Origin of the sequence: Pseudomonas sp. PS01298 (assembly GCF_029959745.1) — a bacterium.
Taxonomy (GTDB): domain Bacteria; phylum Pseudomonadota; class Gammaproteobacteria; order Pseudomonadales; family Pseudomonadaceae; genus Aquipseudomonas; species Aquipseudomonas aylmerensis.
This window is the reverse complement of record NZ_JASCPP010000071.1, coordinates 17,919-37,809: the sequence shown is the minus strand read 5'-3', so window position 1 is coordinate 37,809 and position 19,891 is coordinate 17,919. Positions and strand designations below refer to the sequence as shown.

Below are 19,891 nucleotides of genomic sequence, written 5' to 3'. Positions count from 1 at the left end.
CCTTTATAGTGACTGACCCACCGCTTTCGCGAGCAAGCCCGCTCCCACAGGGTTTCAACGGTGTAGCAAAAACCCAGGTTACAGCCCCACCACATCCTCCGCCTGCAACCCCTTCTCGCCGGTCACCACGGCGTACTCCACCTGCTGGCCTTCAGCCAACGAACGGTGGCCTTCACCGCGAATGGCGCGGTAGTGCACAAACACGTCCTTGCCGTCTTCACGCTGGATAAAGCCGTAGCCTTTTGCATCGTTGAACCACTTCACATTACCGGTTTCGCGCGTTGCCATCTGTTTTGCTCCCACATGCTTTTTTATTGTTGAGTCGCTCACTGGAACTGCCGAGTATATGACAGGCTCAAAAACGATCAACTCAAGTTTACATCGCTGCTTTTTTGCCGATTTTCGGCGAATACGGCACACTACTCGCCCGAGCGCCTGCTCGGTTTTTTCCACTTGAAGCAGCTCGCCTATGACCCGCTCCCCGTTCCGCCGTCTGGTGTTTGGCACCTTGCGCCGACTGTTGTACCTCTGGGTTCGCTCGGAGACGATCAACCAGTCGTCCCTTACCCTTAACCTGGACCGCAGCCGGCCGGTGTTCTACGTCCTGCAATCGCCCTCCCTCAGCGAACTGGCCGTGGTCGATGCCGAGTGCACCAAGGCCGGCCTGCCGCGCCCGGTGCTGCCGGTGTCGGTGGGGCCACTGATGGAGCCCGCCGCATTCTTCTACCTCACGCCGGAACCAGACTGGCTCGGCCGCCAGGACAAGCGCGGTGCGCCGCCGACCCTGACCCGCCTGGTCAACACCCTGACCGAGCACGCCGAAGAGAATGCACAAATCATTCCGGTCAGCGTGTTCTGGGGGCAGTCCCCCGAGAGCGAGTCCAGCCCATGGAAGCTGCTGTTCGCCGACAGCTGGGCGGTCACCGGGCGTCTGCGCCGGCTGTTGAGCATCCTGATCCTCGGTCGCAAGACCCGTGTGCAATTCTCTGCGCCTATCAACCTGCGTGAATTGATCGAGCACAATAAAGGGCACGAACGCACCGTGCGCATGGCCCAGCGCATCCTGCGTGTGCACTTTCGTAACCTGAAGACTGCGGTGATCGGCCCCGACCTGTCCCACCGCCGCAACCTGGTAAAGGGCCTGGTGAACATGCCGCTGGTACGCCAGGCCATTGCCGACGAGGCCGAGCGCGAAAAGATCAGCCCGGAAAAAGCCAAGGCCCAGGCCCTGCGCTACGGCAACGAGATCGCCTCGGACTACACCTACACCGCGATCCGCTTCCTCGAAGTGGTGCTGAGCTGGTTCTGGAACAAGATCTACGACGGCATCAAGGTCAATAACATCGAAGGTGTGCAAAAGGTTGCCCAGGGCTACGAGGTGATCTACGTGCCCTGCCACCGCAGCCATATCGACTACCTGCTGCTCTCGTACCTGCTGTTCAAGAACGGCCTGACGCCGCCGCATATCGCCGCCGGGATCAACCTCAACATGCCGGTGATCGGCAGCCTGTTGCGCCGTGGCGGTGCGTTTTTCATGCGCCGCACCTTCAAGGGCAACCCGCTGTACACCTCGGTGTTCAACGAATACCTGCACACCCTGTTCACCAAAGGCTTCCCGGTGGAGTACTTCGTCGAGGGCGGGCGCTCGCGAACCGGGCGCATGCTGCAGCCGAAGACCGGGATGCTGGCGATCACCCTGCGCAGCTTCCTGCGCTCTTCGCGCATGCCCATCGTGTTCGTGCCGGTGTACATCGGTTACGAGCGCGTGCTCGAAGGCCGCACCTACCTCGGCGAGCTGCGGGGCGCGAGCAAGAAGAAAGAGTCGATCTTCGATATTTTCAAAGTGGTCGGCGCACTCAAGCAGCGCTTCGGCCAGGTGGCGGTCAACTTTGGCGAGCCGATCAAGCTGGCGGAATTTCTCGACGCCGAACAACCGGATTGGCGCGCCCAGGAACTGGGACCGACCTACAAGCCGGCGTGGCTCAACGAAACCACCAACCGCCTCGGCGAGCAGGTGGCCCGCCATCTTAACGAAGCGGCAGCCGTGAACCCGGTGAACCTGGTAGCCCTGGCGCTGCTGTCCACCACGCGCCTGGCCCTGGATGAACAGGCCATGGCCCGCCAGCTCGACCTGTACCTGGCGCTGCTGCGCCGCGTGCCGTATTCGCCGCACACCACCCTGCCCGAAGGCGATGGCCTGGCGCTGATCAAGCACGTAAAAGACATGGACCTGCTGTCGGAACAGAGCGACGCCCTCGGCAAGATTCTGTACCTGGACGAGCAGAACGCCGTCCTGATGACCTACTACCGCAACAACGTGCTGCACATCTTCGCCCTGCCGGCGCTGCTGGCGAGCTTCTTCCAGAGCAGTTCGCGGATGAGCCGCGAGCAGATCCTGCGCTACACCCACGCACTCTACCCGTACCTGCAATCGGAACTGTTTATCCGCTGGTCGCTGGAAGAACTGGACAGTGTGATCGACCAATGGCTGGAGGCGTTTGTCGAACAGGGCCTGCTGCGTTTCGAGAACAACGTGTACCTGCGCCCGGCGCCAAGTTCGCGGCACTTCGTGCTGCTGACACTGCTGTCCAAGAGCATCGCCCAGACCCTGCAACGCTTCTACATGGCGATTTCGCTGTTGCTCAACAGCGGCCAGAACAGCATCAGCGCCGAAGAGCTGGAAGACCTGTGCACGATCATGGCCCAGCGCCTGTCGATCCTGCATGGCCTCAACGCCCCGGAATTCTTCGACAAGAGCCTTTTCCGACATTTCATCCAGACCTTGCTGGAGCAAGATGTGCTGCGCCGCGACGAGGCCGGCAAGTTGAGCTACCACGACCTGCTCGGTGAACTCGCCGAAGGCGCCGCCAAACGCGTGTTGCCGGCGGACATTCGCCTGTCGATCCGCCAGGTGGCCTTGCATCGTGTGGACGGTGCGGCTGAGGCGCCTGTCGAAACCGAAGAAAGCCGCTAGATTGAATAAGGCGTCGGTTAGATGCCGGCGCCGTTGAAAAGGAGCTGTACCATGAAAAAGATCATCCTCCTGGGCCTCACCGCCTTGCTCGGAGCCTGCCAATCCATGAGCCCGACCCCCAAGGCCAACCTCGATGGCGAAGTGTTCTACCTGCAGCGCATTGCCCTGCCGCCCGCCGCCACCTTGAGCGTCAGCCTGCAGGACGTGTCCCTGGCGGACGCGCCCGCGGTGGTCCTGGCCGAGCAGAAAGGCCCGGTCAAAGGCCAGGTGCCGCTGCCGTTTCACCTCAGCTACGACCCGGCCCAGGTCAAGCCGGGCCACAGTTATGCGGTGAGTGCTCGCATCGAACTGGATGGCAGGCTACTGTTTATCACCACCGAACGGCACGCTGTGCAGCTCAACGGCCAGGATCCACAGCCGCTGCGCCTGCGGGTTGATGCGGTCGCTCAGTGAATTCATCGAACACTTGATTTACGCACATAAGGAAGCGCCCATGCTCCGTAATTCCCTTCGCCTCACTGCCCTGTGCGCCGGCCTGCTGTTCGGCGCCAACGCCATGGCCTTGAACCTTGGCAGCCTGTCCCAGGGCGACGCCACCGGCGGCCTCAAGGACGCACTGACCCAGGGCGCACAGATCGCCGTGAAACAACTGGGCGTGCCCGGCGGTTTCAGCAACAACCCTGAAGTGAAGATCGGTCTGCCAGGCAAGCTCGGCAAAGTCGCCGACAAGTTGAAAATGTTCGGCATGGGCGACCAGGTCACCCAGCTGGAAACCAGCATGAACAAGGCCGCCGAAACCGCCGTGACCCAGGCCCAGCCGATCCTGGTCAATGCCGTGAAAAACATGAGCGTGACCGACGCCAAGGGCATTCTCACCGGCGGCCAGGACTCGGCCACTCAGTACCTGAACAAAAGCAGCCGCGAAGAAATCCGCGCCAAGTTCCTGCCGATCGTCAAGGCCGCCACCGACAAGGTCGGCGTGGCCCAGCAGTACAACGCCCTGGCCGGCAAGGCCGCAGCCTTTGGCGCTGTGGATGCCAAGAGCGCCAACGTCGAAAACTACGTGACCGAGCAGGCACTGGACGGTTTGTTCAAGATGATTGCGCAGCAGGAAGAGACGATTCGCAAGAACCCGGCCGCTGCGGCGACCAGCCTGGCGAAGAAGGTGTTTGGCGCGTTGTAATTCCAGATCGCCCGTTGGGTGCCCCCCTCACAACGCCAGGGTCGTTCATCACGATGCCTGGCGTTTTTATGTCACCGGCTCAATAAAAGAGCGAGTCAGCCAGTCGCCCTATCATGAGCGTGGCAAAACAGCAGATGGCCACAGAGGTCGCACGATTGATCTTCAAGGGCGTCAGCCAGGTCTTGCGGATACCCTCGAATTGACCGCCGAGCATTATCCAGGCCGACCCCACGGGTATCACTACCAGCGCCAGCGTAGTCATGAAGAGTGCGTAGTCCGCCAGCGCGGTAAATGTGTGCGCTGGAGCGATGAAGGAAACGATCAACAGGCCCTTGGGATTCATCACTGTCAGCCAGAAGAAATAAAGCCCGGAGAATCGATCCTTGCCTGGGGTGATGGTTTCGCCCTTGCGTTGCCATAGCTGGTAGGAAACGTAAAGCAAGTAACAGGCCGCGGCCATTTGCGTAGCCTTCAATGCCCAAGGCGAATACGCGGCCAGATAAACCAGTGCAACGCCCCACAGGGAGACTTGCAGCACGTAGGCCAAGCACTCGACGAAGGCCAGTTTCCACGACGTCCGAAAACCAAGCAGCATGCCCGCGCGCAGCAGCAGGGTGTTTGTCGGCCCGGGCACAGCCAGGAGCAGCACCAGCGCCGAAACGGTACCCAGCATGAAATTATCCTAAGTCGGTCATGATCGATGGTCTTTGCGCCGATGGCGGTTACGGCTGCCAACCTGGCGAACAAAGTGTTGGGGGCGTTGTATCACAGAGGCGGTTATTTATCGTGAAAAAAGCAAACGCCCCGTGGTGTTCGGGGCTCTTGCAATTGCAGAGTGCGAAAAGACGCACGCAGACAATCAAAGCATTCAGCGGCTGATGAGAGTGTTGGTATTGGTGTTCTGGATCGAGATACTGTTTGTGGGTTGCGCAGCCCAGTTAATCGATCGGTTTTCCATGTTCGATACTCTATCCTCCAGCCGGTTTTGCCTATGCTGATGTGAGTCACAACCGTGGCTCGTTTGCGGTAGCTGGCCACCCAACATTTGACCCACTAACATATACAAATTGCCAATCATCTGATTTCCGCCTCTATGAATGTCATGGAAACTTTATCTTCGCGATCAAACCGACCGAATAAAGTACCTGCCTGACAGGTAACCTTGTGTGGCACGCGTGAGAAAAAGGTTCCGAGTCAGCGCGCCAAATCACTCTCAGGCCTACACGACATCCTTCCTCACCCGGAACCACGCCGCGTACAGCGCCGGCAAGAACAGCAACGTCAATGCCGTCGCCACAATCAGCCCGCCCATGATCGCCACGGCCATCGGCCCGAAGAACACACTGCGTGACAGCGGGATCATCGCCAGTACCGCCGCCAGGGCCGTGAGCACAATCGGGCGGAAACGTCGCACGGTGGCTTCGATGATCGCCTGCCACGGCGCCAGCCCGGCCTTGATGTCCTGTTCGATCTGGTCCACCAGGATCACCGAGTTACGCATGATCATCCCCGATAACGCGATGGTGCCCAGCATGGCCACGAACCCGAAAGGCTGGCGGAATACCAGCAGGAACAGCGTCACACCGATCAATCCCAGAGGCGCTGTAAGAAACACCATCGCCGTGCGTGAGAAACTGCGCAGCTGCAGCATCAGCAAGGTCAGCACCACCACGATGAACAGCGGCACGCCAGCCTTCACCGAGTTCTGCCCGCGGGTAGAGTCTTCAACGGTGCCGCCGACTTCCAGCAAGTAGCCATCCGGCAGTTCGGCGCGCACCTCTTCAAGGGTCGGCAGGATCTGCTGGACCAGCGTCGCCGGCTGTTCCTTGCCGTAGATATCAGCGCGCACGGTCACCGTCGGCAGACGGTTGCGGTGCCAGATGATGCCCTCCTCAAAGCCGTACTCAAGGGTCGCAATCTGCGACAGCGTCACGCTTTTGCCGTTGTCGGTCGGCACGGCCAGGCTCGGCAGCAGCGACAACTCGGTGCGCTCATGCACGGTGCCGCGCAAGAGGATTTCGATCAACTCGTTGTCTTCGCGGAACTGGCTGACGCTGGAACCGGTGAGTGAACTCTGGAGGAATTTCGACAGGTTGGCGGTGCTCACACCGAGGGCGCGGGCGCGGTCCTGGTCGATATTGAGGTAGACGATTTTGCTCGGTTCTTCCCAGTCCAGGTGCACATTGACCACGTGGGTATTTTCGCGCACCTTGGCCGCCACTTTGCGTGCGAGGGCGCGGACTTCTTCGATGTGTTCACCGGTCACGCGAAACTGCACCGGGTAGCCCACAGGCGGGCCGTTTTCCAGGCGCGTGACACGTGAGCGCAGCTCGGGGAATTGTTCGTTGAGGGTTTCGATCAGCCAGGTGCGCAGGCTTTCGCGCTCCTCGATGGTCTTGGCCAGCACCACGAACTGCGCAAAGCTGGCCGCGGGCAGCTGCTGGTCCAACGGCAGATAGAAACGCGGCGAGCCGGTACCGACGTAGGCCACATAGTTATCGATGCCGGCATGTTCCTTGAGCAGGGCTTCCAGGCGCTTGACCTGATCGGCGGTGTTGCTCAGGGAGGTGCCTTCGGCCAGTTTCAAGTCGACCATCAGCTCCAGACGGCCCGAGGCCGGGAAGAACTGCTGCGGGACAAAACGGAACAGTGCCACCGAGCCGATAAACAGCAGCAGCGTCAGGACGATCACGGTTTTACGCCGGCGCACGCACCACTCCACCAAACGTCGTACGCGCTGATAGAACGGCGTGCCGTAGGGATCCGGACCATCGGCGCCGTGTTTGGCTGCGTGAATTTTCGCCAGGTCCGGCAGGAGCTTTTCCCCCAGATACGGCACGAACACCACCGCAGCGACCCACGAGGCCAGCAACGCAATGGTCACCACCTGGAAGATCGAACGGGTGTATTCACCGGTACTCGACTGTGCGGTGGCGATGGGCAGAAAGCCCGCCGCCGTGATCAACGTGCCGGTGAGCATCGGGAACGCCGTGCTGGTCCAGGCGAAACTCGCGGCTTTAAGACGGTCGTAGCCCTGCTCCATCTTGATCGCCATCATCTCCACGGCGATGATCGCATCGTCCACCAGCAAACCCAGGGCCAATACCAGCGCACCGAGGGAGATCTTGTGCAAGCCGATGCCAAGGTAATACATGCTGGCAAAGGTCATCGCCAGCACCAACGGAATCGCCAGCGCCACGACCATGCCCGTGCGAATGCCGAGGGAGAAGAAACTCACCAGCAAAACAATCGCCAGGGCCTCAGCCAGGACCTGGACGAATTCGCCGACACTGGTTTTCACCGCTGCCGGTTGGTCCGACACCTTGCGCAGTTGCATGCCGGCAGGAAGGTTCTTCTGCAAGCGTGCGAATTCGCCTTCCAGCGCCTTGCCCAACACCAGGATGTCGCCACCATCACGCATGGCCACGGCCAGGCCAATGGCGTCTTCGCCCATGTAGCGCATGCGCGGTGCCGGTGGGTCGTTGAAGCCGCGGTGAATGTCGGCCACATCGCCGATGCGGAAGGTGCGATCACCCACCCGAATCGGGAAAGCGCGGATCTCGTCCACCGTCTTGAAGTTGCCCGATACCCGCAGTTGCACACGCTCGCTCGGTGTTTCAAAGAACCCGGCGGTGGACACCGCGTTCTGTTCCTGCAGCGCCTGCTGCACCGCCGCCAATGGCAGGCCGAGGGTGGCGAGCTTGAGGTTGGATAACTCGATCCAGATCTTTTCGTCCTGCAGGCCCAGCAGCTCGACCTTGCCCACATCCGGCACGCGCTGCAGCTGAATCTGGATGCGATCGGCGTAGTCCTTGAGCACGGCGTAGTCAAAACCATCGCCGGTCAGCGCGTAGATGTTGCCAAAGGTGGTGCCGAATTCATCATTGAAAAACGGTCCCTGGATATCCGGCGGCAGGGTCTGGCGAATATCGCTGATCTTCTTGCGTACCTGGTACCACAACTCGGGAATCTGCGCCGAGTGCATGGAGTCGCGGGCCATGAAGGTGACCTGGGATTCGCCGGGACGCGAGAACGAGACAATGCGCTCGTAGTCGCCGGTCTCCATGAGTTTCTTCTCGATACGCTCGGTCACCTGGCGTGAAACTTCCTGGGCCGTGGCACCGGGCCAGTTGGTCTTGATCACCATGGCCTTGAAGGTAAACGGTGGGTCTTCGCTTTGTCCCAGCTTGGTGTAGGACAAGGTGCCGACCACCGCCAGCAAGATCATCAGGAACAGTACGATCTGGCGATTACGCAGCGCCCATTCGGAAAGATTGAAACCCATCGGGGACTACTCCTTGGCCGCCAGATTCACCACACGGTTGGAGCGATCCACCGGGCGCACTTGCTGGCCCTCGTGGAGCACATGCACACCGGCGGCTATCACCCAATCAGAAGGGCTCAAGCCTTCCAGCACCGGGACGGTCTTTTCACCGAAGGCGCCGATGCGCACGGGGGTGCGCTTGAGGGTATTGTCCGGCTGTACACGCCAGACGTAGGACTCACCGTTCTCCGCACTGAGGGCAGACAGCGGTACCGACAACGGAATTACGCCGTCGGCCTGTATGAAGACGCGGGCACTCTGACCCAACTCGGCCGGGACTTTGCCACCGGTGAAGGCGACTCGGGCAGCAAAGGTGCGCGACTTGGGATCGGCAGCCGGTGACAGCTCACGAATGCGCCCGGCGAAACGCTGGTCCGGCTGGCTCCACAGTTCGACCGACACCGGCTGGCCAATCTTGAAGCGGCCGAACCCTTGCTCCGGCAAGCTGATCAGCACTTCGCGCTCGCCATCGGTGGCCAGGGTGAACACCGTCTGCCCGGCGGACACCACCTGGCCGACTTCTACTGCACGCTTGGCGACCACACCATCCTGGGGCGCACGCAGCACGGCATACCCGGCCTGATTGCTGGACACGTCGAATTCGGCCTTGATTTGCTTAAGACGCGCTTCACCGGATCGGTAGAGGTTTTCGGAATTATCGTACTGGGAGCGGCTGACCATCTGACGGTCCATCAGGGTCTTGTAGCGATCCCGCTCGGCGCGCACCAGGCTCAGGTTGGCCTCGGCTGCGGCCACTTGGGCGCGGGCGGCCTCCAGTTGCAGGCGCACGTCCTGCGGGTCGAGTTCCGCCAGCGGCTGGTTGGCCTTGACGCGCTCGCCCTCCTCCACCAGTCGTTTGCTGACTTTGCCGCCGATGCGAAAGGCCAGCTCCGGCTCGTAGCGGGCACGCACTTCACCCGGGTAGCTGTCGGTCGCCTGCGCCGATGGCTGCGGCTGCACCACCATGGCTGGGCGGAGGGTGGTCTGGGCCGCTTCTTCATGGCCGCAGGCGGCCAACAGGAAGACCAAGCTGACAGGCAACGCAAGGGGCAGGAAAGTACTGCGCATGCTGAAGGACCTTTCGCAAATGGAGCTAGGAATAATTATACTGGCCGGTATGTTATTAATACCAAACTTACCAGTCCAGTATTAAAGGTGAAAATGTCCGACAATCGTGTAAACACCAATAGCCCCGGGCGTCCCAAGGACATGGCAAAACGCCAGGCTATCCTCTCGGCAGCGAAGACCCTGTTCTTGAGCAATGGCTACGCCAGCACCAGCATGGATGCCGTGGCGCTTGAAGCCGGCGTGTCGAAGCTGACCGTCTACAGCCACTTCACCGACAAGGAAACCCTGTTCACCGCTGCCGTGGTGGCCACGTGCGAAGAACAATTGCCGGTGATGTATTTCGAACTGCCTGAAGGGCTGCCGGTGGAGACGGTGTTGCTGAATATCGCGCGGGGGTTCCATCGGCTGATCAACAGCGAGGAATCGGTGAACCTGCATCGCCTGATGATGACCACCGGCAATCAGGACGTGAAACTCTCACAGATCTTCTTCGAGGCCGGGCCCATGCGCATGCTGCAAGGCATGGAGCGACTGCTGAGCAGGATCGACCAGAGCGGCGCCCTGGCCATCGACAAACCGTTCAGGGCAGCCGAACACTTCTTCTGCCTGCTCAAGGGCACGGCGAATTTCTGCCTGTTGTATGGCTGCGGCGGACACTTGAGCGACGCAGACGCCGAAGCGCATGTGCAGGAGGTGGTGGGGTTGTTTATGCGCGCTTACCGGGCCTGAAGCGCTGTGTTGTCTTGACCGGTCCTATCGCTGGCCTGCCAGCGATAGGGCCCTCCAGGTCAATGAAGGCTTAAGGCTTGAGCGCCTTCTTGGGGTAGATGTCATACCGGCTGGACTTGCCATCCAGCGCATGGCTCGGCTTGGGCCCGTCGATGCACGGTGCCTTGCGTGGACGCTTGACCACCACGCGGTGGCTGGCCAGGGCCAGGGCGGCAGCGAGCAACGCCGGGGCGTCCGGATCATCGCCGACCAGTGGACGGAACAAGCGCATTTCCTTCTTCACCAGGGCGGTTTTCTCACGATGGGGAAACATCGGGTCGAGGTAGATCACCTGGGGCGGCTCGCCTTGCCAGTTGAGCATCACGTCGATGGAATTGCCCTTGAGCAAGGTCATGCGCGCCACGATTGGCGCCACGTCAAAATCCTGCGCAGCGCGCGCCAGGCCGTCTTCGAGCAAGGCGCCGATCAACGGCTGGCGCTCGATCAGGCTCATCTCGCAGCCGAGGCTGGCCAGCACGAACGCGTCCTTGCCCAGCCCGGCCGTGGCATCCAGCACCCGCGGACGCACGCCCTGGGCGATGCCCACCGCCTTGGCAATCATCTGGCCGCTGCCGCCGCCGTATAACCGGCGATGAGCAGCACCGCCTTCCACGAAGTCCACGCGCACTGGCCCCGGTGCGTCAGGGCCTAGCTGTTGCAGCTGCAGGCCCTGCTCGCCAACCTGCAGGGAAAAGTCCGCCTCGTCCAGCTGCAACGGCAAGCCAAGCAGCGCAGCCCACTGCGCGGCGCGGTCCTTGAAACCTTCGGCCAAGACCTCGACCTGGATGCGGCTGGCCGCGGGTTGTTCGCTCATCAATCACTACGCTCAAAAATATTAAGGATCGGCAAAAGTCGGCCGATAAAAACAACAGTCAGGTATTTTGCCAGAGCTGAGCGTCGACCGAGAAAAATGTCAGACATTCTTCCCCTAACCATCGGTGTACTGCCGACCCATAACCACTACGGCCTGCGCAATACTCAAGCGCTGGCCGGGGTGAGTCATGTGTGGCAGGACTTCTTCGCCCGCGCGCTGGCCGAGCAGCTCGGTGAGACGCCGGACGCGCTCGCCGCCAAGGCGCCTGAGCCGTTGGACCCGGCGGTCGAGCCCAGCGAAGGTGCCGACCTGTTGTCGCAGATTCTGACCCAGCGTGAATGCGAGGTAAAAGACACCGAAATCGCCCCGCCTGAGCCGCTGTTCCTGCCGATTGCCGAATTTGAAACCGAGTTGCTGCCACCGCCGGCAACCCCGTTCCCACCGGAAGAAATCGTCGCCCAGCAACGCCAGCAGAATTTCGAGAGCGGCTGGGTCCGCCCGATCGTGCTGACCGCCGGCCAGCCACTGCCCGAACCGGGCCCGGCGCCTGAGCCACGGCCACTGCACTTGCCGATTGCCGAGTTCGAACTGGACCTGTTGCCGCCGGCCGCCACGCCATACCCCGAAGAGGAGTTGGTGGCGCAGCAAAAAGCCCTGGATTTCGATTACTACTGGGCTCGCCCACTGATCACCCACAACCTGCGCTTGGCCGCGTAAACCTAGCGACACACCCACCAGCGCCCCATGTCCAGATGGAAATGGTTGCGGTGCGCGGCGTTGTAGTCCGGGCTCAACACCACATTGAAATCGTTGCAGGCGCCCTCGCGCACCTGGCGCAAAAAGCGCGCAGCGTCGCCCTCTCCCGGCCAATCCTTGAGCACACTGATGCTGCGCCCGTCTGCCAGGCGAAAGCCGGCGATATCCACGGCATTCGCCGACGCATGCTGGCTGAGTCGCCCTTCGGCACGGTTATACATGTTGCGGCAAGCGAAGCTGCCCAAGTGATCGACCCGCGTCACCGCCTGGCCAAACACCGCCTGGGCCGCCGGTTGCAGGCTGTGGCGCTCGAACAGCGCAAACGCCACGGCCAACGGGCAACTGGCGAGAAAGCTGCTGCTCAAGCCCACGTCGGCACCCTGCACGCGCAGCACATTGCGCAGTGGGCACGCCGCATCGGCCGGTGTATCCGCTTGATGGCTGACGCGCAGGCCGGACGTTTTCAGTACCTGGTCGCACAGCGCGGGATCATCCTGCAACCGCCCGAGCTTAAACCGCGTCAGCAGGTTCGGAGCGGCACGCACATCCAACGGCGCCCAGGGGTTCCACTCCGCCGGTAAAGGCACCCAGCCGCGCCAGACACCCAGCACCGCTGCGCCGGCCAATAACAGCAGCATCCCCACCACGGTAAAAAAACGCACGGGTCAGTCCTTGAAGAATTGCGTCGCCTGGCTGTAGGGCATCGAGCGTTCAGTGAAGGTAAACGTGCCCGACGAATAGACTTCCTGCGCTGCCCGGTAGAACTCGCCATACGCCGCCAACGCCATGGCCGAGCCCACGCTGATGCGCTTGACGCCCATTTCGCTCAATTGCGCCACGCTCAGTTTCAACCCACCGGACATCAGCACATTCACAGGCTTGGGCGCGACGGCCTTGACCACCGCCAGCACGTCCTCGGCACTGCGCAGGCCGGGCGCATACAGCACATCGGCACCGGCTTCGGCGTAAGCCTGCAGCCGGCGGATGGTGTCAGGCAAATCCAGGCGACCATGCAGGAGGTTTTCGGCACGGGCGGTGAGCATGAACGGGAATGGCAGGCTGCGCGCAGCGGCAACTGCAGCCTCCACACGCTCTACGGACAGATCAAAGGGATAGATCGGGTCGACGGCAATGCCGGTGGCATCTTCGATGGAGCCACCGACGATCCCGCTGGCAGCCGCACGCAGAATGGTCTGGGCGCAGCCGTCGGGCGTGTCGCTGAAGCCGTTTTCCAGGTCGGCCGCCACCGGCAGCGTGGTCGACCGGGCAATCACGCCGGCATTGGCGAGTGTGTCTTCCAGCGACAGTGCCCCTTCGGCATCCGGCCGCCCCAGGCTGAAGGCATACCCTGCGCTGGTAGTGGCCAAGGCTTCAAAGCCGAGGCTGGCGAGCATGATCGCCGAGCCAGCATCCCACGGGTTGGGCATCACAAACGCGCGGTCGCGCTCATGCAAGGCCTTGAAGGTTTCGGCGCGAAGGGTTTGGGCATCCATGACTGACTCCTGGCGGAAAAAGGAGCCCTAGAGTAACCCCAGTTGCTCCGCTGCGGGTTCTCGATGCAGGGTCGGCAACGCCGGCAGGCCGGGCAAGCGCGCCATCAGCTTGGCGTGAAAGCGCAGGGCCAATTGCGCGGCCAGGCGGTTGTCCGAGGTGTGCAGGAACACGTAGGGGGTGCGGCCTTCTTCAATCCAGCCGGCGATTTTTTCCACCCACGGGATCAGGAACGGGTCATTGGCCTCAAGCTCCGGATGACCAATAAAACGCACCTGGGGAAACTGGGTCAGTGCCGCAGGCCGTGTTGGCACCTTGGGCTTTTTCGATTGGGCATGCAGCACGGCGGCTGAGGTGGAGGTGCAACTGAATAATGCACGCGGGTCGAGACAGATGCGTTCAACCCCGCGGTCGCGCAGCAGACGATTGAGCATGCGCTCGGCATCGCCCTTGGCGAAGAACTCCGGGTGCCGCACTTCGACCGCCAGGGGCCGCTCCAGCGCATCGATAAAACCCGCCAGCTCGCCCAACCGTTGCGGCGAAAAGCTGGCCGAGAGTTGCAGCCACAGCGGCGAGACGCGCTCACCCAGCGGGCTCATCAGCCCGACGAAGCTTTCCGCCGCCGGCAACTGCTCACGCAGGTCGCCGCCGTGGCTGATGTCACCGGGAAATTTAGCAGTGAAGCGAAAATCATCCGGCATGATTTCAGCCCAGTGCTGCACAGTGGCGGCCGAGGGGCGGGCATAAAAGGTGGTATTGCCTTCAACGGCGTTGAAGACCTGGGAATACAGCGCGAGGTAGTCGCTGGAACGGGCATCGACGGGGTATAGGTACTCGCGCCAGGCGTTTTCGCTCCAGGACGGGCAACCGATGAAATAAGGCAGGCGCATCAGATGTGGATGTCGAGGCCCAGCACTTCCATATCCCATTCGACAAAACCGGCGGTGGTCAGGTAGCTGGCCAGGGCGGTGGCGACGCTTTTGCTCATGGAGCGAGGGAAGACCATGTCTTGCTGACGGGCCGGAAGGCCGCTGGTGCGGGCACCTGCAGGGCCTTGCTGGCTGGATGATGCTTCAGACTGGACTTCGATGAAGTCCGGTGAATCCTCGACGGACTCGTCTACCGTGACGTTCGCCTTACGTGGCTTGCGCTTGATGGGGTAGGACTGTGAGGAAAAGCCGTCTATACGCATCGATGCGAACTCGGTATCGGTGATGGCATTTTAGTGGCGCAATCCGTAGCGCGCAAATGCTCTGGTGATAACTAGAACACATAATTTGTAAAAGGTTTAAAAACGCCGGCAAATTCTGACGATTGGCGACTTTAGTCCCAAATTGCCAGCATTTTTGACGTCAAATTATCCCGCGCTCAGCCTTGGTTTGCGCGACCTTATCGCGCAGGTACACCGGGGCCGCCTGGTCGGCAGGAATCGCCTCGCCCCGCTCGAATGCAAAGCGTGCGAGCGTCAGCAGGTCTTCGGCATGGGGCAACAGTGTGGCGTCCTGGCCCACCAGCGGCACCGCGATACGCTCGCCATACCCCCAACCGGTGCCAGCACCGAACCAGTCGCCACTGGCGTCACTTGGCAATGCCGCTGACTCCGGCGGCTGCACGGCCTCCACGCCGACCAGGCGCATTTCGCCAGCGGTTTCGCGGTAGCAGCCCCAATAGACTTCATCCATGCGCGCATCAATCGCCGCTGCCACCTGCCGTGCGCCGTGCTCACGCAAGGCACGCTGCGCCAGCACCGCCAGGTTGGAGACCGGCAACACCGGGCGCTCAAGAGCAAACGCCAGGCCCTGGACCACACCGATGGCGATCCGCACGCCTGTAAACGCACCCGGGCCACGGCCGAAGGCGATGGCATCCACGGCAGCCAGGGTCGTGCCGGCGTCTTCGAGCAGTTGCTTGATCATCGGCAACAGCTTCTGCGCGTGCAGGCGTGGGATCACCTCGTAGTGGCTCGTTACTTTGCCATCGTGCAGCAAGGCAACGGAGCAAGCTTCAGTCGCGGTGTCCAGGGCCAGCAGGGTGCTCATCGGTGTAGGTGTCCAAGTCGAAAAAAAGTGCGCCAGTATAAACAACAACGGCCCGCAAGCGGGCCGTTACTGTGAAGCCGAGCGATTGATCAGCTCAGGGCTTGCAGCACCTTGGCGGTGATCGCTTCCACGGAGCCGACGCCAGGGATGTGGCTGTATTTCGGCTTGCCTTGGGCAGCAGACAGCTTCTGGTAGAAATCCACCAGCGGCTTGGTCTGGGAATGGTAGACCGACAGGCGATGACGCACGGTTTCTTCGGTGTCGTCTTTGCGCTGCACCAGGTCTTCACCGGTGATATCGTCCTTGCCTTCAACCTTTGGCGGGTTGTAGACGGTGTGGTACACGCGGCCCGAGGCCTCGTGAACGCGACGACCGGCGATACGCTGGACGATTTCTTCGTCTTCAACGGCGATTTCGACCACGGCATCCAGCTCGACACCAGCCGTCACCAAGGCTTCAGCCTGGGGAATGGTGCGTGGGAAACCGTCGAACAGGAAACCCTTGGCGCAATCTGGTTGCGCGATACGGTCCTGGACCAGGGCGATGATCAGGTCATCGGACACCAGGCCGCCGGCATCCATGATGCCCTTGGCTTTGACGCCCAGCTCGGTGCCTGCTTTTACCGCAGCGCGCAGCATGTCACCGGTGGAGATTTGTGGAATGCCGAATTTTTCAGTGATGAACTTTGCCTGAGTACCTTTACCGGCCCCGGGAGCTCCCAGCAGAATGACGCGCATCGATGTGCTCCTCAATTTTTTATAGAGATGACGCTCGGATTCGCCGCGTGGGGCCAATCTCGTAAAAATAGGATTCGGGCCGCACAAACGGCCAAAGGCTGATCAAGATACACAGCAGACCCTAAGCACACAAGCCGCCGAAAGTCGCAAGAACCCGCGCCATACATGCACCATAGGTGGGGTGTGCCTGAGTGCAACCCGGCCGTGCAAACGCCAACCGCCCATTTACTGGCGGCTGGCGTACTTCATCTGCAAGCCTTTGAGAACACGCGTAAAACCTCAACCGGTGTTGCGTAAACCGGCAGCGATACCGGCCACAGACACCAGCAGCGCCTGTTCCAGAGGGCTGTCCTGCGCCGCTTCCTGCTGGCGCGAGCGCGCCAGCAACTCAGCCTGCAGCAGGTGCAGGGGGTCAAGGTAGGTGTTGCGCAGGCGGATGAACTCCAGGGTGTCGGGGCTATGGGCCAACAGTTGCGACTGGCCGGTCAGGCCAAGCACCACCGTGCACGCCTGCGACAATAGGTCGCGTAAGTGCGCGCCCAATGGCAACAGGTCCGGCTGCACCAGGCGCTCGTCATACAGTCGCGCAATGTCGGCATCCGCCTTGGCCAGGACCATTTCGAGCATGTCGATGCGGGTCCGGAAGAACGGCCACTGCTCACGCATCTGCCCGAGCAGTTCGCCTTCGCCGCGCTCCAGCGCCTTGCTCAACGCAGCTTCCCAGCCGAGCCATGCCGGCAGCATCAGGCGGGTCTGGGTCCAGCCGAAGATCCACGGGATGGCGCGCAGGCTTTCGATGCCACCGGCACGACGCTTGGCCGGACGACTGCCGAGGGGCAAGCGACCGAGCTCCTGCTCCGGTGTGGATTGGCGGAAATACTCGACGAATTGCGGATTTTCCCGCACCACCGCGCGGTAAGCGCTGACACCATCCGCCGCCAATTCGTCCATCAAATGGCGCCAGGCCGGTTCCGGCGGAGGCGGCGGCAACAGCGTCGCTTCCAACACCGCTGCCAGGTAAAGATTGAGGTTCTGCTCGGCAATGTCCGGCAGGCCGAATTTGAAACGGATCATTTCGCCTTGTTCAGTGGTGCGGAAACGCCCCGCCACCGAACCCGGCGGCTGCGACAGGATCGCCGCGTGAGCCGGGCCGCCACCGCGCCCGACCGTGCCGCCACGGCCATGGAACAACAGCAGTTCCACCTGTTGCTCGCGGCAGATATCCACCAGGCGTTCCTGCGCCCGGTACTGCGCCCAGGCTGCGGCGGTGGTGCCGGCGTCCTTGGCCGAGTCCGAATAGCCGATCATCACTTCCTGCGGGCCCTGTAAACGGGCGCGGTAGCCCGGCAGTTGCAGCAGGCGTTCCATCACCGGCCCGGCGTTATCCAGGTCAGCCAGGGTTTCGAACAACGGCACCACGCGCATCGGCCGCTGCACGCCCGACTCTTTCAGCAACAGTTGCACCGCGAGTACGTCTGACGCGGCGCCGGCCATGGAGATGACGTAGGAACCCAGCGATGCTGCCGGCGCGGCGGCGATTTCCTTGCAGGTATTCAACACCTCGGCCGTGTCCGCCGACGGTTTGAAATACCCCGGCAGCAGCGGGCGGCGATTGCCCAGCTCCTTGGTCAGGAAACTGATGCGTGCCTCTTCGTCCCAGTCTTCATAACGACCGAGGCCGAGGTAGTCGGTGATTTCCGTCATGGCCGCCGAATGCCGGCTGGAGTCCTGGCGCACGTCCAGGCGCACCAGGAACAGACCAAAAGTCACCGCGCGGCGCAGGCAGTCGAGCAGCGGACCATCGGCGATCACGCCCATGCCGCATTCGTGCAGCGACTCGTAGCACAGCTCCAGCGGGTCGAGCAGGTCACGGTTGTTTTGCAACACGTCGGCCGGCGCCGGGGTGCTGGTCGTCAATGAGGCATGCGCCCAACTGCGCGTGGCGCGCAGGCGTTCGCGCAATTGCTTGAGCAGCGCACGGTACGGTTCGACGCTGTCACCGACCTTGGCCTGCAACGCCGCGCTGGCGTGCTGCATCGACAATTCGGACGCCAGGTGATCGATATCGCGCAGGTACAGATCGGCCGCCATCCAGCGCGCCAGCAGCAGTACTTCACGGGTGACCGGCGCGGTGACATTCGGGTTGCCGTCGCGGTCGCCCCCCATCCACGATGCAAACCGAATCGGCGCCGCCTCCAGGGGCAAATGCAGGCCGGTAGCGGCATGCAAGGCCTGGTCAGCCTTGCGCAGATAATTCGGGATGGCATGCCACAGAGAATGCTCGATCACCGCAAAGCCCCACTTGGCCTCGTCCACCGGCGTGGGGCGAGTGCGGCGGATCTCTTCGGTGTGCCAGGCTTCGGCGATCAAGCGCTGCAGGCGCTGGCGGATCTGCTCGCGCTCGGCGGTGGTGAGGTCGCGGTGATCCTGCAATGCCAGCTGCGCGGCAATCGCATCGTATTTCTGGATCAGGGTGCGGCGCGCCACTTCGGTCGGGTGGGCAGTAAGGACCAGCTCGATCTCCAGGCGGCCCAACTGGCGTGCCAGGGACTCGTTGCTGTGGCCTTCGCTTTGCAGGCGCGCCAGCAACTCCGGCAGCACCCGGGATTCGAACGGCGCTGGTTGCGATTCATCACGCCGGTGAATCAGCTGGTACTGCTCGGCAATATTGGCCAGGTTGAGAAACTGGTTGAAGGCCCGCGCGACGGGCAGCAGTTCGTCTTCCTTCAACTGATTGAGGCTGGCGCTCAGTTCATCGCCCGCGGCTTTCTCCGCGGCCGCGCCACGCCGGTCGGCCTTGGCGCCCTTGCGGATCTGCTCGATCTTGTCGAGAAAATCATCGCCGTACTGCTCTCGAATGGTGTTGCCCAACAGCTCACCCAAGAGGTGAACATCCTCACGCAAGCGTGCATCGATATCACTCATCAGCCAATCTCCAGCCAGAAATCCGGGACGCGCAGGTTTTCCAGAGTGCCGCCAGCATCGGTTTATGACAAGACTTTAAACCTTGTGACTTGCAGCTAGTCTCAACTGTGAGTCGCCTGTGTTTATCCACGCACGCGGCTGGACACTCATCACCGCCTGCCATCGCGGGCTTTATTGAGGTTGCCATGAAAATCCGAGAACTGGCCCAGCATTGGGAAGAGAACGCCAAGGGTCGCTTGACCAAGACCGAGTACGCCATCCATCTGGATGTGGAGTCCGCCGCAAGGCTGGCGGCCATCGCGGAAATGTACCCCAAGCGCCATACCGAAGAACTGCTCGGCGAGCTGATCGGCGCCGCCCTCGAAGAGCTGGAAGCCAGCTTTCCCTATATCAAGGGACAACAGGTGGTTGCCACCGATGAAGAGGGCGACCCGCTCTACGAAGACGTCGGCCCTACCCCACGTTTCCTGACGCTGTCGCGACGCTATCTGCACGATATGTCGAGCAGTTCGGACGAGCAGAAACACTGACCCCACCCCCTTCTTCCCCTTGTAATCCGGGCCCTTCACGGGCCCGACCTACCTCCGCGCGCGGCAAAAGTTCCAAGTTTTTCAGGCTGACCATTCAGTCAGTTATTTTTTTAGGCAAATCGCCATCTGTTCTGAACTTTTGAAAAAAGCCTCCGGTCACAGCCAGTAAGCCATCACTTGGAACGGCCGTTTGAAAGGGCTTTTCGTGCTTTACCGCCGGGCCCCGCACCGCCGACCAGTGACATGGATTTTGATGTTTTTCAGGAGTTACCCAATGGAGTT

18 protein-coding genes are annotated in these 19,891 nt (G+C 61.6%); 6 read left to right on the top strand and 12 right to left on the bottom strand.

Annotated features, from left to right (window positions below; all coding sequences use genetic code 11):
• Nucleotides 1-78 precede the first annotated feature (78 nt).
• On the bottom strand, nt 79-288 hold the full coding sequence (locus QMX97_RS21840; RefSeq protein ID WP_003219353.1) for a cold-shock protein: 210 nt from the start codon (nt 286-288) through the stop codon (nt 79-81).
• 181 nt (nt 289-469) lie between these two features.
• Here QMX97_RS21840 and plsB point away from each other — a divergent pair, with 181 nt between their 5' ends.
• Genes plsB through QMX97_RS21825 form a run of 3 tightly spaced genes read left to right on the top strand, consistent with a single transcriptional unit; the run spans nt 470 to nt 4,157 of the window.
• Complete coding sequence (gene plsB / locus QMX97_RS21835) at nt 470-2,974, top strand: glycerol-3-phosphate 1-O-acyltransferase PlsB (RefSeq protein WP_065903120.1); 2,505 nt, start codon at nt 470-472, stop codon at nt 2,972-2,974.
• Nucleotides 2,975-3,025: 51 nt separating this feature from the next.
• Nucleotides 3,026-3,427, top strand: a complete 402-nt coding sequence (locus QMX97_RS21830; protein ID WP_120447774.1) for a YbaY family lipoprotein — start codon at nt 3,026-3,028, stop codon at nt 3,425-3,427.
• 40 nt (nt 3,428-3,467) lie between these two features.
• Nucleotides 3,468-4,157 carry a DUF4197 domain-containing protein gene (locus QMX97_RS21825; RefSeq protein WP_065903339.1) on the top strand — a complete coding sequence of 230 codons (690 nt, stop codon included), beginning with the start codon at nt 3,468-3,470 and terminating at the stop codon, nt 4,155-4,157.
• A gap of 79 nt (nt 4,158-4,236) precedes the next feature.
• On the opposite strand, the gene QMX97_RS21820 is transcribed toward QMX97_RS21825, so the two are convergent.
• The 3 genes from QMX97_RS21820 to QMX97_RS21810 form a co-directional block, all read right to left on the bottom strand.
• Nucleotides 4,237-4,830, bottom strand: a complete 594-nt coding sequence (locus QMX97_RS21820) for a threonine transporter RhtB (protein WP_065903126.1) — start codon at nt 4,828-4,830, stop codon at nt 4,237-4,239.
• Nucleotides 4,831-5,376: 546 nt separating this feature from the next.
• The gene (locus tag QMX97_RS21815) at nt 5,377-8,442 is read right to left on the bottom strand and encodes an efflux RND transporter permease subunit (RefSeq protein ID WP_282397590.1); all 3,066 of its coding nucleotides are present in this window, start codon (nt 8,440-8,442) and stop codon (nt 5,377-5,379) included.
• Nucleotides 8,443-8,448: 6 nt separating this feature from the next.
• A complete protein-coding gene (locus tag QMX97_RS21810; RefSeq protein WP_282397589.1) occupies nt 8,449-9,549 on the bottom strand; it encodes an efflux RND transporter periplasmic adaptor subunit in 1,101 nt (366 codons plus the stop codon).
• A gap of 93 nt (nt 9,550-9,642) precedes the next feature.
• Here QMX97_RS21810 and QMX97_RS21805 point away from each other — a divergent pair, with 93 nt between their 5' ends.
• On the top strand, nt 9,643-10,278 hold the full coding sequence (locus QMX97_RS21805; RefSeq protein WP_282397588.1) for a TetR/AcrR family transcriptional regulator: 636 nt from the start codon (nt 9,643-9,645) through the stop codon (nt 10,276-10,278).
• 70 nt (nt 10,279-10,348) lie between these two features.
• On the opposite strand, the gene QMX97_RS21800 is transcribed toward QMX97_RS21805, so the two are convergent.
• Nucleotides 10,349-11,131 (bottom strand): class I SAM-dependent methyltransferase, encoded by a 783-nt coding sequence (locus QMX97_RS21800; RefSeq protein ID WP_282397587.1) that lies wholly within the window; start codon nt 11,129-11,131, stop codon nt 10,349-10,351.
• A gap of 96 nt (nt 11,132-11,227) precedes the next feature.
• Here QMX97_RS21800 and QMX97_RS21795 point away from each other — a divergent pair, with 96 nt between their 5' ends.
• A complete protein-coding gene (locus tag QMX97_RS21795) occupies nt 11,228-11,848 on the top strand; it encodes an energy transducer TonB (protein ID WP_106804973.1) in 621 nt (206 codons plus the stop codon).
• A gap of 2 nt (nt 11,849-11,850) precedes the next feature.
• Here the strand turns inward: QMX97_RS21795 and QMX97_RS21790 are convergent, their stop codons facing one another.
• From QMX97_RS21790 to ppc, 7 genes are all read right to left on the bottom strand, one after another.
• Nucleotides 11,851-12,549, bottom strand: a complete 699-nt coding sequence (locus QMX97_RS21790) for an extensin family protein (protein ID WP_106804974.1) — start codon at nt 12,547-12,549, stop codon at nt 11,851-11,853.
• Between the two features lie 3 nt (nt 12,550-12,552).
• Entirely contained in the window at nt 12,553-13,380 is an 828-nt protein-coding gene (locus QMX97_RS21785; RefSeq protein ID WP_282397586.1) for an isocitrate lyase/phosphoenolpyruvate mutase family protein, read from the bottom strand.
• Between the two features lie 27 nt (nt 13,381-13,407).
• Nucleotides 13,408-14,268, bottom strand: coding sequence for a DUF72 domain-containing protein (locus QMX97_RS21780; protein ID WP_282397585.1), 861 nt, complete (start codon nt 14,266-14,268; stop codon nt 13,408-13,410).
• On the bottom strand, nt 14,268-14,570 hold the full coding sequence (locus QMX97_RS21775; protein ID WP_065903149.1) for a hypothetical protein: 303 nt from the start codon (nt 14,568-14,570) through the stop codon (nt 14,268-14,270). Before QMX97_RS21775 ends, QMX97_RS21780 begins: the two co-directional genes overlap by 1 nt.
• 160 nt (nt 14,571-14,730) lie before the next feature.
• Nucleotides 14,731-15,417, bottom strand: a complete 687-nt coding sequence (gene tsaB / locus QMX97_RS21770; protein ID WP_262134490.1) for a tRNA (adenosine(37)-N6)-threonylcarbamoyltransferase complex dimerization subunit type 1 TsaB — start codon at nt 15,415-15,417, stop codon at nt 14,731-14,733.
• A gap of 89 nt (nt 15,418-15,506) precedes the next feature.
• Nucleotides 15,507-16,154 (bottom strand): adenylate kinase, encoded by a 648-nt coding sequence (gene adk / locus QMX97_RS21765; RefSeq protein ID WP_065903153.1) that lies wholly within the window; start codon nt 16,152-16,154, stop codon nt 15,507-15,509.
• Nucleotides 16,155-16,433: 279 nt separating this feature from the next.
• Entirely contained in the window at nt 16,434-19,079 is a 2,646-nt protein-coding gene (gene ppc / locus QMX97_RS21760) for a phosphoenolpyruvate carboxylase (RefSeq protein WP_282397584.1), read from the bottom strand.
• A gap of 185 nt (nt 19,080-19,264) precedes the next feature.
• Here ppc and QMX97_RS21755 point away from each other — a divergent pair, with 185 nt between their 5' ends.
• Entirely contained in the window at nt 19,265-19,609 is a 345-nt protein-coding gene (locus QMX97_RS21755; RefSeq protein WP_065903159.1) for a pilin assembly protein, read from the top strand.
• Nucleotides 19,610-19,891: the final 282 nt, after the last annotated feature.

Coding starts and splice junctions, on each gene's coding strand:
- QMX97_RS21800 (WP_282397587.1), bottom strand. CDS start 11,131: ATGAGCGAACAACCCGCGGCCAGCCGCATCCAGGTCGAGGTCTTGGCC.
- QMX97_RS21775 (WP_065903149.1), bottom strand. CDS start 14,570: ATGCGTATAGACGGCTTTTCCTCACAGTCCTACCCCATCAAGCGCAAG.
- QMX97_RS21830 (WP_120447774.1), top strand. CDS start 3,026: ATGAAAAAGATCATCCTCCTGGGCCTCACCGCCTTGCTCGGAGCCTGC.
- QMX97_RS21825 (WP_065903339.1), top strand. CDS start 3,468: ATGCTCCGTAATTCCCTTCGCCTCACTGCCCTGTGCGCCGGCCTGCTG.
- adk (WP_065903153.1), bottom strand. CDS start 16,154: ATGCGCGTCATTCTGCTGGGAGCTCCCGGGGCCGGTAAAGGTACTCAG.
- QMX97_RS21755 (WP_065903159.1), top strand. CDS start 19,265: ATGAAAATCCGAGAACTGGCCCAGCATTGGGAAGAGAACGCCAAGGGT.
- plsB (WP_065903120.1), top strand. CDS start 470: ATGACCCGCTCCCCGTTCCGCCGTCTGGTGTTTGGCACCTTGCGCCGA.
- QMX97_RS21815 (WP_282397590.1), bottom strand. CDS start 8,442: ATGGGTTTCAATCTTTCCGAATGGGCGCTGCGTAATCGCCAGATCGTA.
- ppc (WP_282397584.1), bottom strand. CDS start 19,079: ATGAGTGATATCGATGCACGCTTGCGTGAGGATGTTCACCTCTTGGGT.
- QMX97_RS21785 (WP_282397586.1), bottom strand. CDS start 13,380: ATGGATGCCCAAACCCTTCGCGCCGAAACCTTCAAGGCCTTGCATGAG.
- QMX97_RS21780 (WP_282397585.1), bottom strand. CDS start 14,268: ATGCGCCTGCCTTATTTCATCGGTTGCCCGTCCTGGAGCGAAAACGCC.
- tsaB (WP_262134490.1), bottom strand. CDS start 15,417: ATGAGCACCCTGCTGGCCCTGGACACCGCGACTGAAGCTTGCTCCGTT.
- QMX97_RS21840 (WP_003219353.1), bottom strand. CDS start 288: ATGGCAACGCGCGAAACCGGTAATGTGAAGTGGTTCAACGATGCAAAA.
- QMX97_RS21810 (WP_282397589.1), bottom strand. CDS start 9,549: ATGCGCAGTACTTTCCTGCCCCTTGCGTTGCCTGTCAGCTTGGTCTTC.
- QMX97_RS21805 (WP_282397588.1), top strand. CDS start 9,643: ATGTCCGACAATCGTGTAAACACCAATAGCCCCGGGCGTCCCAAGGAC.
- QMX97_RS21820 (WP_065903126.1), bottom strand. CDS start 4,830: ATGCTGGGTACCGTTTCGGCGCTGGTGCTGCTCCTGGCTGTGCCCGGG.
- QMX97_RS21795 (WP_106804973.1), top strand. CDS start 11,228: ATGTCAGACATTCTTCCCCTAACCATCGGTGTACTGCCGACCCATAAC.